The sequence below is a fragment of the Streptomyces venezuelae ATCC 10712 genome, assembly GCF_008639165.1.
Lineage (GTDB): Bacteria > Actinomycetota > Actinomycetes > Streptomycetales > Streptomycetaceae > Streptomyces > Streptomyces venezuelae.
The window spans coordinates 5,821,901-5,841,309 of record NZ_CP029197.1 but is presented as its reverse complement, the minus strand read 5'-3'; the positions used below and the strand labels follow the sequence as shown (position 1 = coordinate 5,841,309).

Genomic DNA, 19,409 nt, shown 5'->3' with positions numbered 1-19,409 from the left:
AAGCAGTACTGGTGAAGTGATCCTCAAGATCGTGCCAACTAATCAACGTTCCACCCATGAGCTGACCGTGCAGAACGTTTGCCTGCAATCGGTACTGTGCTCCTTAGAAAGGAGGTGATCCAGCCGCACCTTCCGGTACGGCTACCTTGTTACGACTTCGTCCCAATCGCCAGTCCCACCTTCGACAGCTCCCTCCCACAAGGGGTTGGGCCACCGGCTTCGGGTGTTACCGACTTTCGTGACGTGACGGGCGGTGTGTACAAGGCCCGGGAACGTATTCACCGCAGCAATGCTGATCTGCGATTACTAGCAACTCCGACTTCATGGGGTCGAGTTGCAGACCCCAATCCGAACTGAGACCGGCTTTTTGAGATTCGCTCCGCCTCACGGCATCGCAGCTCTTTGTACCGGCCATTGTAGCACGTGTGCAGCCCAAGACATAAGGGGCATGATGACTTGACGTCGTCCCCACCTTCCTCCGAGTTGACCCCGGCGGTCTCCTGTGAGTCCCCATCACCCCGAAGGGCATGCTGGCAACACAGGACAAGGGTTGCGCTCGTTGCGGGACTTAACCCAACATCTCACGACACGAGCTGACGACAGCCATGCACCACCTGTATACCGACCACAAGGGGGGCACTATCTCTAATGCTTTCCGGTATATGTCAAGCCTTGGTAAGGTTCTTCGCGTTGCGTCGAATTAAGCCACATGCTCCGCTGCTTGTGCGGGCCCCCGTCAATTCCTTTGAGTTTTAGCCTTGCGGCCGTACTCCCCAGGCGGGGAACTTAATGCGTTAGCTGCGGCACCGACGACGTGGAATGTCGCCAACACCTAGTTCCCAACGTTTACGGCGTGGACTACCAGGGTATCTAATCCTGTTCGCTCCCCACGCTTTCGCTCCTCAGCGTCAGTAATGGCCCAGAGATCCGCCTTCGCCACCGGTGTTCCTCCTGATATCTGCGCATTTCACCGCTACACCAGGAATTCCGATCTCCCCTACCACACTCTAGCCTGCCCGTATCGGATGCAGACCCGGGGTTAAGCCCCGGGCTTTCACACCCGACGTGACAAGCCGCCTACGAGCTCTTTACGCCCAATAATTCCGGACAACGCTTGCGCCCTACGTATTACCGCGGCTGCTGGCACGTAGTTAGCCGGCGCTTCTTCTGCAGGTACCGTCACTTTCGCTTCTTCCCTGCTGAAAGAGGTTTACAACCCGAAGGCCGTCATCCCTCACGCGGCGTCGCTGCATCAGGCTTTCGCCCATTGTGCAATATTCCCCACTGCTGCCTCCCGTAGGAGTCTGGGCCGTGTCTCAGTCCCAGTGTGGCCGGTCGCCCTCTCAGGCCGGCTACCCGTCGTCGCCTTGGTAGGCCATTACCCCACCAACAAGCTGATAGGCCGCGGGCTCATCCTTCACCGCCGGAGCTTTCAACCAGCTCCCATGCGGAAGCCGGTGTTATCCGGTATTAGACCCCGTTTCCAGGGCTTGTCCCAGAGTGAAGGGCAGATTGCCCACGTGTTACTCACCCGTTCGCCACTAATCCACCCCGAAGGGCTTCATCGTTCGACTTGCATGTGTTAAGCACGCCGCCAGCGTTCGTCCTGAGCCAGGATCAAACTCTCCGTGAATGTTTACCGGATATCCGGTTGCACACTCGCGTTGAGCGGGACAGTCAGGCCGGAATATGGCCGACTGTCCACAGCGTCCTCGCTGTGTATGTTGCCTACCCGCCACAAGGGCCGGCAGGACTTTCAAAGGAACCTCGCCATCCGAAGATGGACGGGGTATCAACTAATCTGGCGTTGATTTTTGGCACGCTGTTGAGTTCTCAAGGAACGGAGGCTTCCTTTGTACTCACCCTCTCGGGCTTTCCTCCGGGCTTTTCCCTTCGTTCTTGCGTTTCCGACTCTATCAGATCTTTCCGATCCGATTTCCTCGGTGCTTTCCGGTCCCTTTTGTTTTCACTCCGGGGGCCTTTCGGCGGTTCCGACTTTATCAGATGATCTGAGTCGGATTTCCCGCCTCCCGGTGAAGTGTTCAGGCGCACGTCGGCGCCGGGGCTTCCCGTTCTGGCGGAGCCGTAAACGTACTGGAGCGGGGCGCCCCGATGCAAATCGAGGGGCCCCGCTCCGGTGCTGCGCTGGTCAGACCGTCAGGCCCGTCAGACCTCGACGACGACCGGGAGGATCATCGGACGCCGGCGGTAGGTGTCGGAGACCCACTTACCGACGCTGCGGCGGATCAGCTGCTGGAGCTGGTGGGGTTCGACGACGCCGTCCTGGAACGACTTGTTGAGCGCCTGGTCGATCTTCGGGAGCACCGCGTCGAACGCGGCGTCGTCGATGCCGGAGCCCCGGGCGTGGACGTGCGGGCCACCCACGATCTTGCCGGTCGAGGAGTCGACCACGACGAAGACCGAGATGATGCCCTCCTCGCCCAGGATGCGGCGGTCCTTGAGCGAGGTCTCGGTGACGTCGCCGACCGAGAGGCCGTCGACGTACACGTAACCCGCCTGGACCTTGCCGGTGATCCGGGCGCGGCCGTCGACGAGGTCGACGACGACGCCGTCCTCGGCGATCACGATGTGGTCCTTGGGGATACCCGTCAGCGCGCCGAGCTCGGCGTTGGCGCGCAGGTGGCGCCATTCGCCGTGGACCGGCATGAGGTTCTTCGGGCGGCAGATGTTGTAGAAGTACAGCAGCTCGCCGGCCGAGGCGTGACCCGAGACGTGGACCTTGGCGTTGCCCTTGTGGACGACGTTCGCGCCCCAGCGGGTCAGGCCGTTGATCACGCGGTAGACCGCGTTCTCGTTGCCCGGGATGAGGGACGAGGCCAGGATGACCGTGTCACCGGGGACGATCCGGATCTGGTGGTCGCGGTTGGCCATGCGGGACAGGGCGGCCATCGGCTCGCCCTGGGAGCCGGTGCAGACGAGCACGACCTCGTCGTCCGGCAGGTCGTCGAGGGTCTTCACGTCCACGACGAGGCCGGCCGGGACCCGGAGGTAGCCCAGGTCGCGGGCGATGCCCATGTTGCGGACCATCGAGCGGCCGACGAAGGCGACCCGGCGGCCGTACTCGTGGGCGGCGTCGAGGATCTGCTGGATGCGGTGCACGTGGCTGGCGAAGCTGGCCACGATGATGCGCTTCTGGGCGTTCGCGAAGACCGTGCGCAGGACGTTGGAGATGTCCTTCTCCGGCGGGACGAAGCCCGGGACCTCGGCGTTCGTGGAGTCCGAGAGAAGGAGGTCGATGCCCTCCTCGCTCAGCCGCGCGAACGCGTGGAGGTCGGTGAGGCGGCCGTCCAGCGGGAGCTGGTCCATCTTGAAGTCGCCGGTGGCGACGGCCATGCCCGCGGGGGTGCGGATCGCGACCGCGAGAGCGTCCGGGATGGAGTGGTTGACCGCGATGAACTCGCAGTCGAACGCGCCCAGGGTCTCCCGGTCGCCTTCCTTCACCTCGAGGGTGTAGGGGCGGATGCGGTGCTCCTGGAGCTTGGCCTCGATCAGGGCGAGGGTCAGCTTGGAGCCGATGAGCGGGATGTCCGGCTTGAGCCGGAGCAGGTAGGGGACGGCACCGATGTGGTCCTCATGGCCGTGCGTGAGCACGATGCCCTCGATGTCGTCGAGGCGGTCCCGGATGATGGTGAAGTCCGGCAGGATCAGGTCGACGCCGGGCTGCTCCTCTTCGGGGAAGAGGACGCCGCAGTCGACGATCAGCAGGCGGCCGTCGAACTCGAAGACCGTCATGTTCCGGCCGATCTCACCGAGCCCGCCGAGCGGGATGACGCGCAGGGCGCCCTTCGGCAGCTTCGGCGGGGCGCCGAGTTCAGGATGCGGATGACTCAAAAGACTCTCCTCACCACGCACGCCACGTACCCCTTGGCACGTGGCGCGCATGACATTCGTGCACTTGCTGTTGTCAGTGTTCAGTTGTGAAGTCTGGTGTCAGAGCTCTACCCCACCGGCGGCCAGGTCGACCTTGAGCTGCTCGGTCTCCTGGGCGGAGAGCTCGACCAGCGGGGGTCGCAGGGGGCCGGCCGGGAGGCCCTGGAGGGCCAGGGCGGCCTTGGTGGTCATGACGCCCTGGGTGCGGAACATTCCGGTGTAGACCGGGAGCAGCTTCTGGTGGATCTCGGTGGCCTTCTGGACCTCGCCGCCCAGGTGGGCTTCGAGGAGGGCGCGGAGCTCCGGGGTGACGACGTGGCCCACGACGGAGACGAAGCCGCAGGCGCCGACCGAGAGCAGCGGGAGGTTGAGCATGTCGTCGCCGGAGTACCAGGCGAGGCCGGAGCGGGCGATGGCCCAGCTGGCGCGGCCGAGGTCGCCCTTGGCGTCCTTGTTGGCGACGATGCGCGGGTGCTCGGCGAGCCGGACGATCGTCTCGGTGTCGATGGGGACGCCGCTGCGGCCGGGGATGTCGTAGAGCATCACCGGGAGCTCGGTGGCGTCGGCGATGGCCGAGAAGTGCCGGTACAGGCCCTCCTGCGGGGGCTTGTTGTAGTACGGGGTGACGGCGAGCAGGCCGTGTGCGCCGTCGCGCTCGGCGGTGCGGGCGAGCTCGATGGAGTGGTGGGTGTCGTTGGTGCCGATGCCGGCCACGACGTGGGCGCGGTCTCCGACCGCCTCCAGTACCGCTCGTACCAGCTCCGATTTCTCCGCGTCGCTGGTGGTGGGGGACTCGCCGGTGGTGCCGTTGACGACGAGGCCGTCGTTGCCTGCGTCCACCAGGTGGGTGGCCAGTCGCTGGGCACCGTCGAGGTCGAGTGCGCCGTCCGCCGTGAAGGGCGTGACCATGGCGGTGAGGACCCGCCCGAAGGGGGTCTGCGGAGTGGAGATCGGAGCCATGGGTAACACGCTACTCGCTGCTCAGCGCCGGGTGCCCCTTAGGGGGACAGGAGAAAGGGAGCCCGGCGCTGCCTGCTCGGGGGTTCAGGCAGCGCCGGGTCCGTTTGATCAGCCTAGATGAACTTCGTGAAACGCCGCAATACGGACACTTCGCGCGAGGCGTTCGGACATCTGTGCCCTACGGGGCCACACGACCGTTCTTGTTGAAGGCGGCGTGGGTCAGCGGCATCAGCCGGGCCCAGTGCTCTTCCATCTTCTCGCCGACCATCTCGATCTCCCGCTGCGGGAAGGACGGGACCGCGGCCAGCTCGTGCTGGGTGCGCAGACCGAGGAAGTGCATCAGCGAGCGCGCGTTGCACGTGGCGTACATGGAGGAGAAGAGGCCGACGGGGAGGACCGAGCGGGCGACCTCGCGGGCGACGCCGGCGGCCAGCATCTCCTGGTAGGTGGCGTACGCCTGACGGTACGACTCCTCCATCGTGCGACTGACGAGCTCGTGCTGCTCCGGGGTGCCGTCGACGAAGACGTACTTGCCGGGGCGCCCCTCCTGGACGAGCTTGCGCGAGGTGTCGGGGACGTAGAAGACCGGCTCGAGCTGCCGGTAGCGGCCCGATTCCTCGTTGTACGACCAGCCGACGCGGTGCCGCATGAACTCCCGGAACACGAAGATCGGGGCGCTGATGAAGAACGTCATCGAGTTGTGCTCGAACGGGCTGCCGTGGCGGTCCCGCATCAGGTAGTTGATGAGGCCCTTCGAGCGCTCCGGGTCCTTCTGGAGCTCTTCGAGGGACTGCTCGCCCGCCGTGGAGACCCGGGCCGCCCAGAGGACGTCGGAGTCGGCCGCCGCGCTCTTGACCAGCTCGACGGTGACGTCGCTCCGGAAGTCGATCTTCTCGGGGTCGGTGGGGGTGTCGGTCACCAGCGGTCCTTCCAGTCGGCGGTTACGCAGGGAACAGGTTAGCCGGGTCCTACTGGAGGATGAGATTCGGCCGCTTTGGTGAAATAGGGCACCAAAACCCCGGTTCCGTCGTCTCTCCTTGTGACGCATCACAACGACCGGAGGAGAGTGGCCCTGATGTTCAGCCGGAAAGAGGCCGTACCGTTCGCGTTCGTCGCGGAGGCCGACCATTTCCGCAGTAACGTCACGCCACCACCCCGGGAGCGCCTGGGCGCCTCGCAGATCGTGGGCCGTACCCTGCTCGGACTGACCGTCGTCGCCGGTCTCGTCGGGTCGCTGATCTTCGGGATGCCGTCCCTGCAGTCGGGTGACTCCGCCACTCGTCAGCAGCAGTCCGAGGCCTCCGACAACCGCTGAGGTAGCCTCACCGGGCATCGCCCCTTCGAGCGTGCTTGTGAGTGAGGACCTGTCGTGCCCCTGCCCTTTCTGACGGCCGACCGTGCTTTTGACACGACCGACCACGTCGCCCTGCCGTTCGACGACCACGACCAGTGGCGCCGTCCGTACCGGCCGGGCTCGTGGCGCGTCGGATCGGCGGCGCTCGCGCTGCTGCTCGCCTCGTTCGTCCTCCTCGCCGCGGTGATCATCGCCGCCGCGGGGGCCTTCGACGGCGCGGGCATCACCCTGGGCCTCGCGGTGGCCGTGATCCTGGCCGCCCTGCGCATGCTGCGCGTGGGCACCTGGGTGAGCCGCGCCGGAGTGCGCCGCGTGGCCTTCTTCTCCACCGTCACCGTGCCGTGGGCCAAGGTGACGTCCGTGCGCACCGCGCAGCAGCCGGTGCGCTGGCTGGGTCTCCCCCGGACGGTGCAGGGCCAGGCCCTGGTGCTCGACCGGCAGGGTGGTGAGCAGCTTCTGCTGCTCACCGACCACAACGCCGACTTCCTGTCCCGGGTCGAGGCCTTCGACCGGGCGGCCGACACGGTCGAGGCCTGGCACGCCGAGTACGGCGCGGCCCCGGCCGCCACCCGCTGACCGAGCGGGTCAGGCGCTGACCGGACGCCCCTCGTGGAGGGCGATGGCCTTCTGCATCGCCTTGCGGGCCCGAGGGGTGTCGCGGGCGTCGTGATACGCCACCGCGAGCCGGAACCAGCAGCGCCAGTCGTCCGGCGAGTCCTCCGTCTCGGCCTTGCGCCGGGCGAAGACCTCGTCGGCGGAGTCGCGGTCGATCCGGCCGCCCTCCGTGCGCTTCAGCTCGTCGACAGGCAGGCCGCCCTCGGCCTCCAGCTCCGCCGCCAGGCGGTTGGCCCGGCGCGCGAAGCTGGTGTTCTGCCAGAGGAACCAGCCGCCGACGGCGGGCAGCAGGAACGCCACCGCGCCCATGCCCATGGCGGCCGGCTCGCCCGTCAGGAGGAGCAGGACGCCCTCCATCGCCACCACACCGAAGACGAGGACGAGGACGGTGGCCAGGAAGACGTACGTGATCTTTCCGCCCATCGCCGTCAGCCCAGGTCCATGAAGTTCTCCAGGCCGAAGGTGAGGCCCGGAGCGGTGGTCACGCGGCGGGCACCCAGCAGGATGCCCGGCATGAAGCTGGAGTGGTGCAGTGAGTCGTGCCGGACGGTGAGGGTCTCCCCCTCGCCGCCGAGCAGCACCTCCTGGTGGGCCAGCAGGCCCGCGAGGCGCACGGCGTGCACGCGGACGCCGTCGACGTCGGCGCCGCGGGCCCCGTCCAGGGCGGTCGCGGTCGCGTCCGGCTGGGCGCCCAGACCGGCCTCGGCGCGGGCGGCGGCGATCAGCTGGGCCGTCCGGGTCGCGGTGCCGGAGGGGGCGTCCACCTTGTGCGGGTGGTGCAGCTCGACGACCTCGACCGACTCGAAGTACGGGGCCGCGATCTGGGCGAACTTCATGGTGAGGACCGCGCCGATGGAGAAGTTCGGGGCGATGAGCACACCGGTCTCCGGGGAGGCGGCGAGCCAGGTCCGCAGCTGCGCGAGGCGCTCCTCGGTCCAGCCGGTGGTGCCGACGACCGCGTGCATGCCGTGGCGCACGCAGAACTCGAGGTTCTCCATGACCGAGGCGGGGGTGGTCAGTTCGACGACGACCTGGGCGTCCGCCTCGACGAGGCGCTCCAGCTTGTCGCCCCGGCCGAGGGCCGCGACCAGTTCCATGTCCTCGGCGGCCTCGACGGCCTTGACGGCTTCGGAGCCGATCCGGCCCTGGGCACCGAGGACCGCCACGCGCAGCTTGCTCATTGCTTCGTCTTCCTTACGGATCGGGGTCAGGAGACCGCTTGGTGGAGGCGGTCCGCCTGCTTGTCCTTCAGCGGGCCGATCACCGAGAGCGAGGGCCGCTGCTCCAGTACATCGCGGGCGACCTCGCGGACCTCGTCCGGGGTGACCGCGGCGATCCGGTCCAGCATGTCGTCGACGGACATCTGGGTGCCCCAGCACAGCTCGCTCTTGCCGATGCGGTTCATCAGCGCGCCGGTGTCCTCCAGGCCGAGCACGGTCGAACCGGAGAGCTGGCCGACGGCGCGGGCGATCTCGTCGTCCGTGAGGCCGTCCGACGCGACCTTGTGGAGCTCGTCGCGGCAGATCTTCAGGACGTCGTGGACCTGGCCGGGGCGGCAGCCCGCGTACACCCCGAAGAGGCCGCAGTCGGCGAAGCCCGAGGTGTACGAGTACACGCTGTAGGCCAGGCCGCGCTTCTCGCGGACCTCCTGGAAGAGGCGGGAGGACATGCCGCCGCCGAGGGCGGTGTTCAGTACGCCGAGGGCCCAGCGGCGCTCGTCGTTGCGGGCCAGGCCCGGCATGCCGAGGACGACGTGCGCCTGCTCCGTCTTGCGGTTCAGGAGCTCGACGCGGCCCGCCGCGCGCAGGGTGCGCACGCCGGTGCGGGGGGCGACCGGGACCCCGTCGGTACGGCCGAGGGCGCCGGCCTTCTCGAAGGCGCGGCGGACCTGGCGTACCACCGTGGCGTGGTCGACGTTGCCCGCGGCGGCGACGACCAGGTGGGTGGGGTCGTAGTGCTTCCGGTAGAAGCGGGCGATCTGGCCGCGGGTGAGACCGTTGACCGTGTCGACGGTGCCGAGGACCGGGCGGCCCAGCGGGGTGTCGCCGAACATGGTCCGCGCGAACAGCTCGTGCACCACGTCACCGGGGTCGTCCTCGGTCATCGCGATCTCTTCGAGGATGACGCCGCGCTCGGCGTCCACGTCCTCTTCGAGGATGAGCGAGTCCGTGAGCATGTCGCAGACGACGTCGATCGCCAGCGGCAGGTCGGTGTCGAGGACCCGGGCGTAGTAGCAGGTGTACTCCTTCGCCGTGAAGGCGTTCATCTCGCCGCCGACCGCGTCGATCGCGGCGGAGATGTCGAGGGCGGACCGCTTGCGGGTGCCCTTGAAGAGGAGGTGCTCCAGGTAGTGGGTGGCGCCGCCCAGCGTCGGGGTCTCGTCGCGGGAGCCGACGTGCGCCCAGATGCCGAAGGTGGCGGAGCGCACGGAGGGGAGGGTCTCGGTGACGATCCGGAGCCCGCCGGGGAGGGTCGTGCGGCGGACCGTGCCGATGCCGTCCTTGCCCGGGAGAAGCGTTTGGGTACGGGCGACGGCCCGCCCCTCCGAAGAGGGGCGGGCCGTCGTCACGGAACTACGGGACGTCACTGGTCGGTGTCGCCCTTGTCGTCGGCGGCGTTCTCGTCGTCCGCGATCACGGGGATCAGGGAGAGCTTGCCGCGCTGGTCGATCTCGGCGATCTCGACCTGGACCTTGGAGCCGATCGCGAGCACGTCCTCGACGTTCTCCACGCGCTTGCCACCGGCGAGCTTGCGGATCTGCGAGATGTGCAGCAGGCCGTCCTTGCCCGGGAGCAGGGAGACGAAGGCACCGAAGGTGGTGGTCTTGACGACCGTACCCAGGTAGCGCTCGCCGACCTCCGGCATGGTCGGGTTGGCGATGCCGTTGATCGTGGCGCGGGCGGCCTCGGCGGCCGGACCGTCGGCGGCACCGATGTAGATGGTGCCGTCGTCCTCGATCGTGATCTCGGCGCCGGTGTCCTCCTGGATCTGGTTGATCATCTTGCCCTTGGGGCCGATGACCTCACCGATCTTGTCCACCGGGATCTTGACGGTGATGATCCGCGGGGCGTTCGGGGACATCTCGTCCGGCGTGTCGATCGCTTCCATCATCACGTCGAGGATGTGGAGGCGGGCGTCGCGGGCCTGCTTGAGGGCCGCGGCCAGGACGGAGGCCGGGATGCCGTCCAGCTTGGTGTCGAGCTGGAGGGCGGTGACGAACTCCTTGGTGCCGGCGACCTTGAAGTCCATGTCGCCGAAGGCGTCCTCCGCACCGAGGATGTCGGTGAGGGCGACGTAGTGCGTCTGGCCGTCGATCTCCTCGGAGATCAGACCCATGGCGATGCCGGCGACGGGGGCCTTGAGCGGCACACCGGCGTTCAGCAGCGACATGGTGGAGGCGCAGACCGAGCCCATCGACGTCGAGCCGTTGGAGCCGAGGGCCTCGGACACCTGACGGATCGCGTAGGGGAACTCCTCGCGGGTCGGGAGGACCGGCACGAGGGCGCGCTCGGCGAGGGCGCCGTGGCCGATCTCGCGGCGCTTGGGCGAGCCCACGCGGCCGGTCTCGCCGACGGAGTACGGCGGGAAGTTGTAGTTGTGCATGTAGCGCTTGCGGGTCACCGGGGAGAGGGTGTCCAGCTGCTGCTCCATGCGGAGCATGTTGAGGGTGGTGACGCCCAGGATCTGGGTCTCGCCACGCTCGAACAGCGCCGAGCCGTGCACGCGCGGGATGGCCTCGACCTCGGCGGCGAGGGTACGGATGTCCGTGATCCCGCGGCCGTCGATGCGGACCTTGTCCTTGATGATCCGCTCGCGGACCAGCTTCTTGGTCAGCGCGCGGTAGGCGCCCGAGATCTCCTTCTCGCGGCCTTCGAAGGCCGGGAGGAGCTTCTCGGCGGCGAGCTCCTTGATGCGGTCGAGCTCGGTCTCGCGCTCCTGCTTGCCGGCGATGGTGAGCGCCTTGGCGAGGTCGCCCTTGACGGCGGCGGTGAGCGCCTCCAGGACGTCGTCCTGGTAGTCGAGGAAGACCGGGAACTCGCCGGTGGGCTTGGCGGCCTTGGCGGCGAGGTCCGACTGGGCCTTGCAGAGGACCTTGATGAAGGGCTTCGCGGCCTCGAGACCGGCGGCGACGATCTCCTCGGTCGGCGCCTCGGCGCCGCCCTTGACGAGGGCGATGGTCTTCTCGGTGGCCTCGGCCTCGACCATCATGATCGCGACGTCGCCGTCCTCCAGGACACGACCGGCGACGACCATGTCGAAGACGGCGTCCTCGAGCTCGGTGTGCGTCGGGAACGCGACCCACTGGCCCTTGATCAGGGCGACGCGGGTGGCGCCGATGGGGCCGGAGAAGGGCAGGCCCGCCAGGATCGTGGAGGCGGAGGCGGCGTTGATCGCGACCACGTCGTACAGGTGGTCGGGGTTGAGCGCCATGATCGTCTCGACGATCTGGATCTCGTTGCGCAGGCCCTTCTTGAAGGAGGGGCGCAGCGGCCGGTCGATCAGACGGCAGGTGAGGACGGCGTCCTCGGAGGGGCGGCCCTCACGGCGGAAGAAGGAGCCGGGGATCTTGCCGGCCGCGTACTGCCGCTCCTCGACGTCCACCGTCAGGGGGAAGAAGTCGAGCTGGTCCTTGGGACGCTTCGAGGCGGTGGTCGCCGAGAGGACCATCGTGTCGTCGTCCAGGTAGGCGACGGCGGAGCCGGCGGCCTGCTTGGCCAGACGGCCGGTCTCGAAGCGGATGGTGCGGGTGCCGAAAGTGCCGTTGTCGATGACGGCCTCGGCGTAGTGGGTCTCGTTCTCCACTAGCGGTTTCTCCTACGTGTTCGTCTTTGCGTCCGGGGCCCGTGTGGCCGGGGACGGTGTGCGACGGGGGCGGAGAAGCACGCCTCGGGTGCTGGCCGGTCTTCGATCGAAGCACCCGGGGATTCGTTTCCCGGGGGCCACTACCGAGGACCGGCGGCGAGCCGGCGGCTCCTCGCTCGTCGTTATGGGGGGTTGTGCGACCAGCCTACGGGCCGATGCGCACATTGTGCACGTACAGCAAAGGGAGCGGCCCCCTGAAAGTGGGAACCGCTCCCTCCGCAGCGTTCACCGTGGAACGGATTACTTGGCGCCGCCGGCCGCACCGCGACGGATGCCGAGGCGGTCGACCAGCGTACGGAAGCGCTGGATGTCCTTCTTCGCCAGGTACTGCAGCAGGCGGCGGCGCTGGCCGACCAGGATCAGCAGACCACGGCGGGAGTGGTGGTCGTGCTTGTGCTGCTTGAGGTGCTCGGTCAGGTCCGAGATGCGACGGGACAGCATCGCGACCTGGACCTCGGGGGAGCCGGTGTCGCCCTCCTTGGTGCCGAACTCGGCCATGATCTGCTTCTTGACAGCGGCGTCGAGAGCCACGCGGATCTCCTCTAGGTGTTCGTGCGCCCGTGAGTGCCCCTGGTCTAGGTCTCAGGGGAAGCTTCCGTGACTCGACGGGCGAAGGTCCGATGGGCGCAGCTTCCAGAGGCTTCCGAGTGATCTCGGGGCTTTCCGGGAGCGCGTACACAAACGGCCGTCACACAGCGTACCAGCTCGCCGGAGCGGCCCCGGGCCCGTCCTCTTACTTGCTGGTGAGGGAGCGGACCGCGGTGAAGACGTCGAGGACGGCGAGGCTGAGCGGGACGAGGGAGAGCAGGACGAAGCCCTCGGTCAGGTCGAGGAGGCGGCCCCAGAACGGGGAGAGGCCCTTCCTCGGGATGATCAGGCCGATCGCGGTGATCAGCGCGGCTCCGGCGGCGACGGCCGCGGTGAGCCAGATCGTACGGATGTCCAGGCCGCCGCGGTCCCCGTACATGAGGAGTTCCTTGACCAGGTCCACCGGCGGGTTCAGGGAGAGGCCGAGGACGAGCAGAGAGACGGCGGCGATGCCGGCGACGAGGACGCAGGCGACCTGCGAGGTGTAGCGGAAGAGGCGGGCGCGCAGCAGCATCGCGAGGCCGGCGGCGAGGGCGAGGAACTGACCCCAGACGTTTCCGGCGAAGCCGAGGACGGCGGCGGAGCCGACGACGACGGCCGCGCAGCCGCCGACCAGGCCGAGCAGCATCTCGTGGCCGCGGCGGGCCTGGAGCGCGATGCGCTCGCCGTCGACGGGCTGGCCGGGGTGACCGTCCTCGCCGGCCGGCTGGTGCGCTTCGCCGAGGAACTCGTCGTCGGCGGCGCTGCGCGGGGCGGCGTAGCCGATGGGGAGCCGGGCGAACCGGGCGGAGAGGCCGGGCAGGAAGGCGACGAGGCCGATGGCGACGGGGGCGCAGACGGCGGCCGTCTCGGTGGCGGTGCTCTCGGTGAGGATCGCCACGAAGGTGGCGAGGGTGCCGACGGTGGCGAGGAAGGTGGCGGCGACGAAGGGCGCGTCGCCGCTGGGGGTGAGCGCCACGAGGGCCACCGAGGCGACGAGGACGGTGACGCAGCCGAGCAGGAACTGGAGGCGGCCGGGGCCCTGGCCGGTGTCGGGGCCGATGATGCCGGAGCCGGCGATGAGCAGCAGCGGCAGGGCGCCGAGGCCGAGGGCGACGGCGGTGGCCCGGTCGCCGTAGACGCGGGCGCGCACTCCGGCGAAGGCGGTCAGGAGGAGGCCGGCGGCGCCCGCGATGATCCCGGGCAGGCTGTGCATGTCGTGCCGGATCGGGTCCGCGAACCAGAGGACGAAGCCCATGAGGACGAGGAGCAGCACGCCGCCGACGAGTCCGGCGCCGCGGAGCAGCTCGTCGCTCCACAGGTGGCGGTCGCGGGTGACGGCGGAGGCGACGGCGTCGGACACGTCGTCGTAGACGGCCGGCGGCAGGGACTGGGCGAACGGGCGCAGCGAGAGCACCTCGCCGTCGAGGACCTGCTGGGCCGCGAGGGTGCGGGCGCCGTCGAGGACGGAGCCGTCGCGGCGGACCAGGTGGTAGCCGGTGGGGGTGCCGGCGGGCTGGGTCTGGCCGGTGAGCCGCAGAATCTCCGGGTAGACGTCGGCGACGGCGATGTCCTCCGGGAGCGCGACGTCGATGCGGCTGTCCGGCGCCACGACGGTGACGCGGCAGAAACCGGTCGCTGCGGTCGTACTCACGTGTGTGGACCCCCTGATTCGCGGTTGCGCCCGTCGGATGCGCGGTTGCGCCCGTTCTGATTCGCGGTTGCGCACGATGCGCGCGCCACCCTACCGGGGACGGCCGGTGGGGGCTGCAAGTAGGATCGCCGTCCCATGGGGGAAGTCCGTACGCCCGGCTGCCGGCAGGGGTGCCGAGCGGATGCTCCCGCCACGAGCCCGCCTCCAACGAGGGATTGATGCGCCGGTGAGCCAGATCGTCGTCAAACGCCCGCCGAGGTCTCTTCCGCCGGAAGTGCCCGGTGAGGAACTGGTCCTGGAGTCTCCGCCGGAACTTCCGCGGGGACAGCAGGAGTCGGCGTTGATGCAGCTCCTGCCCATGCTGGGCATGGGCTCCTCGGTGGTCTTCTTCTTCATGACGCCCTCGCCGATCATGCGGATCATGGGCACGCTGATGCTGGCGTCGACGGTCGCGATGGCCGTCGCCCAGTTCGTCAGATTCCGTCGCGGTACGCAGGGGCAAATGTCCGATGTCCGCCGCGACTACCTCAAATACCTCGCGCAGACCCGGCGTACGGTCCGGCGCACGGCCCGCAAGCAGCGGGACGCGCAGCTGTATCTGCACCCGTCCCCCGAGCAGTTGTGGTCGGTGGTGGCCGAGGGTTCGCGGGTGTGGGAACGCCGGGTCGGCGACCATGACTTCGGGCAGGCCAGGATAGGGCTCGGCGCGCAGCAGCTGGCGACGCCGCTGGTGGCGCCGGACACCGCTCCGGTGGACGAGCTGGAGCCGCTGTGCGCGGGCGCCATGCAGCAGTTCCTCGCGGTGCACGGCACGCTGGACGGGCTGCCGATGGCGGTCTCGATGCGCGCCTTCTACCACGTGACGGTGTCGGGCGAGCCGGAGTCGGCGCAGGCCGTGGCGCGTGCCCTGGTGGCGCAGTTGGTGACCCTGCACTCCCCCGAGGACCTGATGCTCGCGGTGGTCGCGGCCCGGTCGGCGCAGGAGCGCTGGGACTGGACGAAGTGGCTGCCGCACACCCAGGTGGCGGGGCAGGTCGACGGGGCGGGCACGAAGCGCCTGTTCGGTGACGACCTCGGTGAGCTGGAGCAGTTGGTCCGCTCGAAGCTGGACGGCCGGCCGCGGTTCTCCCGGGAGAACCATCCGGTGCTCGACCAGCCGCACGTGGTCGTGGTCCTGGACGCCGATTCCACCCGGGGCGGTCTGGTGCCGCCGGACTCGCTGCTGGCGGCGGCGGAGGGCCTGCAGGGCGTGACGATCGTGGAGGTCGTCTCCGGCGACCTCGACGAGCCGCGCGGCGGTCTCTCCGTGGTGGTGCGGCCGGGCCGGCTCCGTCTGGAGTCCGGCGGCGGCTTCGCGTACGAGGGGGTGCCGGACGGCATCTCGCTGCCGGCTGCGGAGGCGCTCGCCCGGCAGCTGGCGCCGCTGCGGATGGGCGGCGGGGACGACGACGAGCCGCTGCTGGCCAACCTGGACTTCACGGATCTGCTGAACCTGGGCGACGCGGCCTCGGTGGACGTGGCCCGCACCTGGCGCCCCCGGTCGGTGGCCGAGCGGCTCCGGGTGCCGATCGGTGTCGGCGAGGACGGCCAGCCGGTCATGCTGGACCTGAAGGAGGCCGCGCAGGAGGGCATGGGCCCGCACGGTCTGTGCGTGGGCGCGACGGGTTCCGGAAAGTCGGAGCTGCTGCGGACGCTGGTGCTCGGTCTCGCGGTGACGCACTCCTCGGAGACGCTGAACTTCGTCCTCGCGGACTTCAAGGGCGGCGCGACCTTCGCCGGCATGTCGCAGATGCCGCACGTGGCGGCGGTCATCACCAACCTGGCGGACGACCTGACGCTCGTCGACCGCATGGGAGACGCGATCCGCGGTGAGCTCCAGCGGCGTCAGGAGCTGCTGCGGTCGGCGGGCAACTACGCCAACATCCACGACTACGAGAAGGCGCGTGCGGCGGGCGCCCCGCTGGAACCGCTCGCCTCGCTGGTCCTCGTCATCGACGAGTTCTCCGAACTCCTCACCGCGAAGCCGGACTTCATCGACATGTTCATCCAGATCGGCCGGATCGGCCGCTCGCTGGGTGTGCATCTGCTGCTCGCCTCGCAGCGCCTTGAGGAGGGCAAGCTGCGCGGTCTGGACACGTACCTCTCGTACCGGATCGGTCTGCGGACCTTCTCGGCGGCGGAGTCGCGGACGGCGATCGGCGTGCCGGACGCCTACCACCTGCCGTCGGTGCCGGGTTCGGGCTATCTGAAGTTCGGTACGGAGGAGATGACCCGCTTCAAGGCGGCGTACGTCTCGGGGACGTACCGGACGGGCGGGCCTCGGCTGGAGATCGGGCAGATGCCGGTGGAGCGGCGTCCCGCGCTGTTCACGGCCTCGCCGGTGCCGGTGGTGTACGCGGCGCCCGACCCGGCGTATCTGACGTCGCTGCGGGCGGAGGAGGACGACGCGCTCGCGGACACCGTCCTCGACGTGATCGTGCGGCGGCTGGAGGGTCAGGGGGTGCCGGCGCACCAGGTGTGGCTGCCGCCGCTCGACCAGGCACCCTCGCTCGACCAGCTGCTTCCGGGTCTGGCGCAGACGGCGGACCGGGGGCTCACGGCGGCGGAGTACACGCGTCAGGGCGGGCTCACGGTGCCGCTCGGCCTCATCGACAAGCCGTTCGAGCAGCGGCGTGAGGTGCTGTACCGGGACTTCTCCGGTGCGGCGGGCCACATGATGGTGGTCGGCGGCCCGCAGTCCGGCAAGTCGACGCTGATGCGGACGCTGATCTCGTCGTTCGCGCTCACCCACACCCCGGCCGAAGTGCAGTTCTACTGCCTGGACTTCGGTGGTGGCGGCATGGCCTCGCTGGCCGAGCTGCCGCACGTCGGCGGGGTCGCCTCGCGGCTCGACCCGGAGCGGGTGCGGCGTACGGTCGCCGAGGTGATGGGCGTACTGAACCGGCGCGAGGAGTTCTTCCGCTCGCACTCCATCGACTCCATCGCGACGTACCGCCGCAAGCGGGCGGCGGGCGAACTGCCCGGCGAGGCCTGGGGTGACGTCTTCCTGGTCGTGGACGGCTGGGGCGGCTTCCGCAACGACTACGACATGCTGGAGCCGATCGTCGCGGACATCGCGGCGCGCGGTCTCGGCTACGGCATCCACGTGGTGATCACCGCCGCCCGGTACATGGAGGTGCGAGCGGCGCTCAAGGACCAGATGCTGGGCCGGCTCGAACTGCGGCTCGGTGACGTCATGGACTCCGAGTTCGACCGCAAGGTCGCGGCGAACGTGCCGGCCGGTGTGCCGGGCCGCGGCCAGGTGCCGGAGAAGCTGCACTTCATGGGGGCGCTGCCGCGGATCGACGGGTCGAGCTCGGCCGCCGACCTGTCGGAGGGCACCTCGGCGTTCGTCCAGGCGGTACGGGCGAGCTGGACCGGGGCCCCGGCGCCCGCGGTGCGGCTGCTGCCGCGCAAGCTGCCGGCGGAGCGGCTGCCGAAGGGCTTCGAGTACCCGCAGCACGGCATCGCGATCGGCATCGACGAGACCAACCTGGAGCCGGTGTTCGTCGACTTCGAGACGGACCCGTTCTTCCTGGTCTTCGGCGAGAGCGAGTCCGGCAAGACGGCGCTGCTGCGGCTCATCGCCAAGCAGCTGTGCGAGCGGTACACGCCGGACCAGGCGCGGATCGTGGTGGGTGACTACCGGCGGACGATGCTGGAGGCGGTCGCGCCCTCGCACCTCCTGGAGTACGCGCCGATGGCCTCCGCCATGCAGATGCACATGGAGGCGATCAACACGGTGATGACGAAGCGGGCGCCCAAGCCCGACATCACACCGCAGCAGCTGCGCGACCGCAGCTGGTGGTCGGGTCCGCAACTGTTCGTCCTGATCGACGACTTCGAGCTGGTCGCCACCAACTCGGGGAACCCGCTGTCGGTGCTGGTGGAGAACCTGCCGTTCGCGCGGGACGTCGGCATCCGCTTCATCGTGGCGCGCAACGCCGCGGGCGCCTCCCGGGCGATGTACGAGCCGTTCATGCAGCGGATGAGGGAGCTGGGCGCGCAGGGCGTGCTGCTCTCCGGCGATCCGGGCGAGGGCGACATCCTCGGCAACGTCCGGGCGCGGCCGATGCCTCCGGGCCGGGGCACGTTCGTGTCGCGGAAGCGGGGCACGCCGCTGGTGCAGCTGGGCTGGCTGCCGGAACAGCACTGATCGGGTGCGGCGGTCCCACTACTGTGGGAGGGACCGCCGTACCACCGCGAAGGGAACGCGCCGATGACCGACGCAGACACCAGCACGCCCAGCGCCGAGAGCGCCGTCGACGGCGCCGCCGAGGCCGCGCGGGCCGCCGAGAAGCAGCGTCAGAAGGACGAGCTGTACGCGCTCGACATCTCGGGCGTCGAGTGGGAGGGCGCGCCGGGGACGAGCCCGGACGAGGAGCGGGTGGAGATCGCCCGGCTCCCCGAGGGGGCGGTGGCGATGCGTTCCTCGCTCGACAAGGAGACGGTGCTGCGGTACACGAAGGCCGAGTGGGACGCGTTCGTCCTGGGCGCCAGGGACGGCGAGTTCGACCTGCGGTGAGCCGCGGACACGCGTGAGGGGGTGGCCCGTCGTACGGGCCACCCCCTCACGCGTGCCTCCGCCGGTCGGCGGAGCAGCTCACATCATGCGGAACCGGGCGGCGTTGCCCTTGTCGGTGTCCTGGTAGCCGATGACCGACTCGTCGAGGAGCTGGGCGATGCGGCCCAGGTCCTGGTTCATGCCGGACATGTCGCGGGTCAGGCGGTCCTGGCTCTCGCGGTACGCGATCTTCGCCTCACCTTCCCAGTTGGAGGCGACACGGTTGACCTCGGTCATGAGGTCTTCGAGCTTCTGGGTCAGCGTGCTGGAGGTGAGGCGGACGTCGGCCGCCGCCTGCGTCACGGTGTCGTAATTGACCGCAGTGGTCATGGTGATGACTCCTGGAGTGAGAGTGGCGCGGAGGGCTGGTCGGGACGGACGGCTCAGGCCATGCCGAGGATGGCGCTCTGGCCACCGGACGTGTCGTCCATCTTGCGGAAGGTCCGGATGCGCTCGTCCTCCTCCTGCGTGAACCCGTCGGCGCTCATCCGCATGATCTCCTCGAGCTTCACGAGCTCGACGCGCATGCCGCGCAGACGCTGGTTCAGGTCGTTCTGGACCCGGTCGTACTCCTTGCTCGCAGCGCCCTGCCAGCCCGCCTGGATGCGGTCCACCACGCCGTTGAGGGCGGTGATGCGGGACTGGAGCTCGTCGTGGAAGTCCTGGATCCGGCCGGCGAGCTTGACTTGTTCGGCACTGGTTACGTTCAGGTCTTTCGACATCTTGCCCCTTCTTCCTTCGGTGACGTCGACGGCGGCTGGGCCGTCGGGCCATCCGGTCGTGATGCGGACGGGAATCTTCTGATGCCGCCCCCGTGCTGGGCTCGCACTGCCGTGCGCCCAGCGGTCACTTTATCCATTGACGGCGGCAGTTCCAACTGCAAAGGAAGGTCCGGATACTTG

Annotated in this window: 15 protein-coding genes and 1 rRNA gene; 4 read left to right on the top strand and 12 right to left on the bottom strand. The window is 68.9% G+C overall.

Features of this window, described 5'->3' with window-relative positions; genetic code table 11:
- Positions 1-107 precede the first annotated feature (107 nt).
- The 4 genes from DEJ43_RS27070 to thyX form a co-directional block, all read right to left on the bottom strand.
- Positions 108-1,633: ribosomal RNA gene (locus DEJ43_RS27070) — 16S ribosomal RNA — on the bottom strand.
- 533 nt (positions 1,634-2,166) lie between these two features.
- The gene (locus DEJ43_RS27065) at positions 2,167-3,852 is read right to left on the bottom strand and encodes a ribonuclease J (RefSeq protein ID WP_015036576.1); all 1,686 of its coding nucleotides are present in this window, start codon (positions 3,850-3,852) and stop codon (positions 2,167-2,169) included.
- A gap of 99 nt (positions 3,853-3,951) precedes the next feature.
- The gene (gene dapA / locus DEJ43_RS27060) at positions 3,952-4,851 is read right to left on the bottom strand and encodes a 4-hydroxy-tetrahydrodipicolinate synthase (protein WP_041662934.1); all 900 of its coding nucleotides are present in this window, start codon (positions 4,849-4,851) and stop codon (positions 3,952-3,954) included.
- A gap of 178 nt (positions 4,852-5,029) precedes the next feature.
- Positions 5,030-5,770, bottom strand: a complete 741-nt coding sequence (thyX, locus tag DEJ43_RS27055; RefSeq protein ID WP_015036574.1) for an FAD-dependent thymidylate synthase — start codon at positions 5,768-5,770, stop codon at positions 5,030-5,032.
- 156 nt (positions 5,771-5,926) lie between these two features.
- Between thyX and DEJ43_RS27050 the strand changes: the two genes are divergently transcribed.
- Together DEJ43_RS27050 and DEJ43_RS27045 are read left to right on the top strand one after the other, a co-directional pair.
- Entirely contained in the window at positions 5,927-6,166 is a 240-nt protein-coding gene (locus DEJ43_RS27050) for a hypothetical protein (RefSeq protein WP_015036573.1), read from the top strand.
- 54 nt (positions 6,167-6,220) lie between these two features.
- On the top strand, positions 6,221-6,781 hold the full coding sequence (locus tag DEJ43_RS27045; RefSeq protein ID WP_015036572.1) for a hypothetical protein: 561 nt from the start codon (positions 6,221-6,223) through the stop codon (positions 6,779-6,781).
- 9 nt (positions 6,782-6,790) lie between these two features.
- Here the strand turns inward: DEJ43_RS27045 and DEJ43_RS27040 are convergent, their stop codons facing one another.
- The 6 genes from DEJ43_RS27040 to eccD all read right to left on the bottom strand — a co-directional run bounded on the left by DEJ43_RS27040 (position 6,791) and on the right by eccD (position 13,904).
- Entirely contained in the window at positions 6,791-7,243 is a 453-nt protein-coding gene (locus DEJ43_RS27040; RefSeq protein ID WP_015036571.1) for a hypothetical protein, read from the bottom strand.
- Positions 7,244-7,248: 5 nt separating this feature from the next.
- Positions 7,249-8,001, bottom strand: coding sequence for a 4-hydroxy-tetrahydrodipicolinate reductase (dapB, locus tag DEJ43_RS27035; protein WP_015036570.1), 753 nt, complete (start codon positions 7,999-8,001; stop codon positions 7,249-7,251).
- Positions 8,002-8,027: 26 nt separating this feature from the next.
- A complete protein-coding gene (locus DEJ43_RS27030; RefSeq protein WP_015036569.1) occupies positions 8,028-9,407 on the bottom strand; it encodes a M16 family metallopeptidase in 1,380 nt (459 codons plus the stop codon).
- Positions 9,404-11,623 (bottom strand): polyribonucleotide nucleotidyltransferase, encoded by a 2,220-nt coding sequence (locus DEJ43_RS27025; RefSeq protein WP_015036568.1) that lies wholly within the window; start codon positions 11,621-11,623, stop codon positions 9,404-9,406. The genes DEJ43_RS27030 and DEJ43_RS27025 overlap by 4 nt, the downstream gene beginning before the upstream one ends.
- Positions 11,624-11,923: 300 nt before the next feature.
- A complete protein-coding gene (rpsO, locus tag DEJ43_RS27020) occupies positions 11,924-12,214 on the bottom strand; it encodes a 30S ribosomal protein S15 (RefSeq protein ID WP_015036567.1) in 291 nt (96 codons plus the stop codon).
- Positions 12,215-12,416: 202 nt separating this feature from the next.
- On the bottom strand, positions 12,417-13,904 hold the full coding sequence (gene eccD, locus DEJ43_RS27015) for a type VII secretion integral membrane protein EccD (RefSeq protein WP_015036566.1): 1,488 nt from the start codon (positions 13,902-13,904) through the stop codon (positions 12,417-12,419).
- A gap of 226 nt (positions 13,905-14,130) precedes the next feature.
- Here eccD and DEJ43_RS27010 point away from each other — a divergent pair, with 226 nt between their 5' ends.
- Together DEJ43_RS27010 and DEJ43_RS27005 are read left to right on the top strand one after the other, a co-directional pair.
- Positions 14,131-18,099: a type VII secretion protein EccC gene (locus DEJ43_RS27010; protein ID WP_041662932.1), complete on the top strand. Its 3,969-nt coding sequence runs from the start codon at positions 14,131-14,133 to the stop codon at positions 18,097-18,099.
- Positions 18,100-18,162: 63 nt separating this feature from the next.
- Entirely contained in the window at positions 18,163-18,468 is a 306-nt protein-coding gene (locus tag DEJ43_RS27005) for a DUF397 domain-containing protein (RefSeq protein ID WP_079179234.1), read from the top strand.
- Positions 18,469-18,546: 78 nt separating this feature from the next.
- On the opposite strand, the gene DEJ43_RS27000 is transcribed toward DEJ43_RS27005, so the two are convergent.
- Positions 18,547-18,837, bottom strand: a complete 291-nt coding sequence (locus tag DEJ43_RS27000) for a WXG100 family type VII secretion target (protein ID WP_015036562.1) — start codon at positions 18,835-18,837, stop codon at positions 18,547-18,549.
- Between the two features lie 53 nt (positions 18,838-18,890).
- Positions 18,891-19,229 (bottom strand): WXG100 family type VII secretion target, encoded by a 339-nt coding sequence (locus DEJ43_RS26995; RefSeq protein WP_015036561.1) that lies wholly within the window; start codon positions 19,227-19,229, stop codon positions 18,891-18,893.
- Positions 19,230-19,409 lie beyond the last annotated feature (180 nt).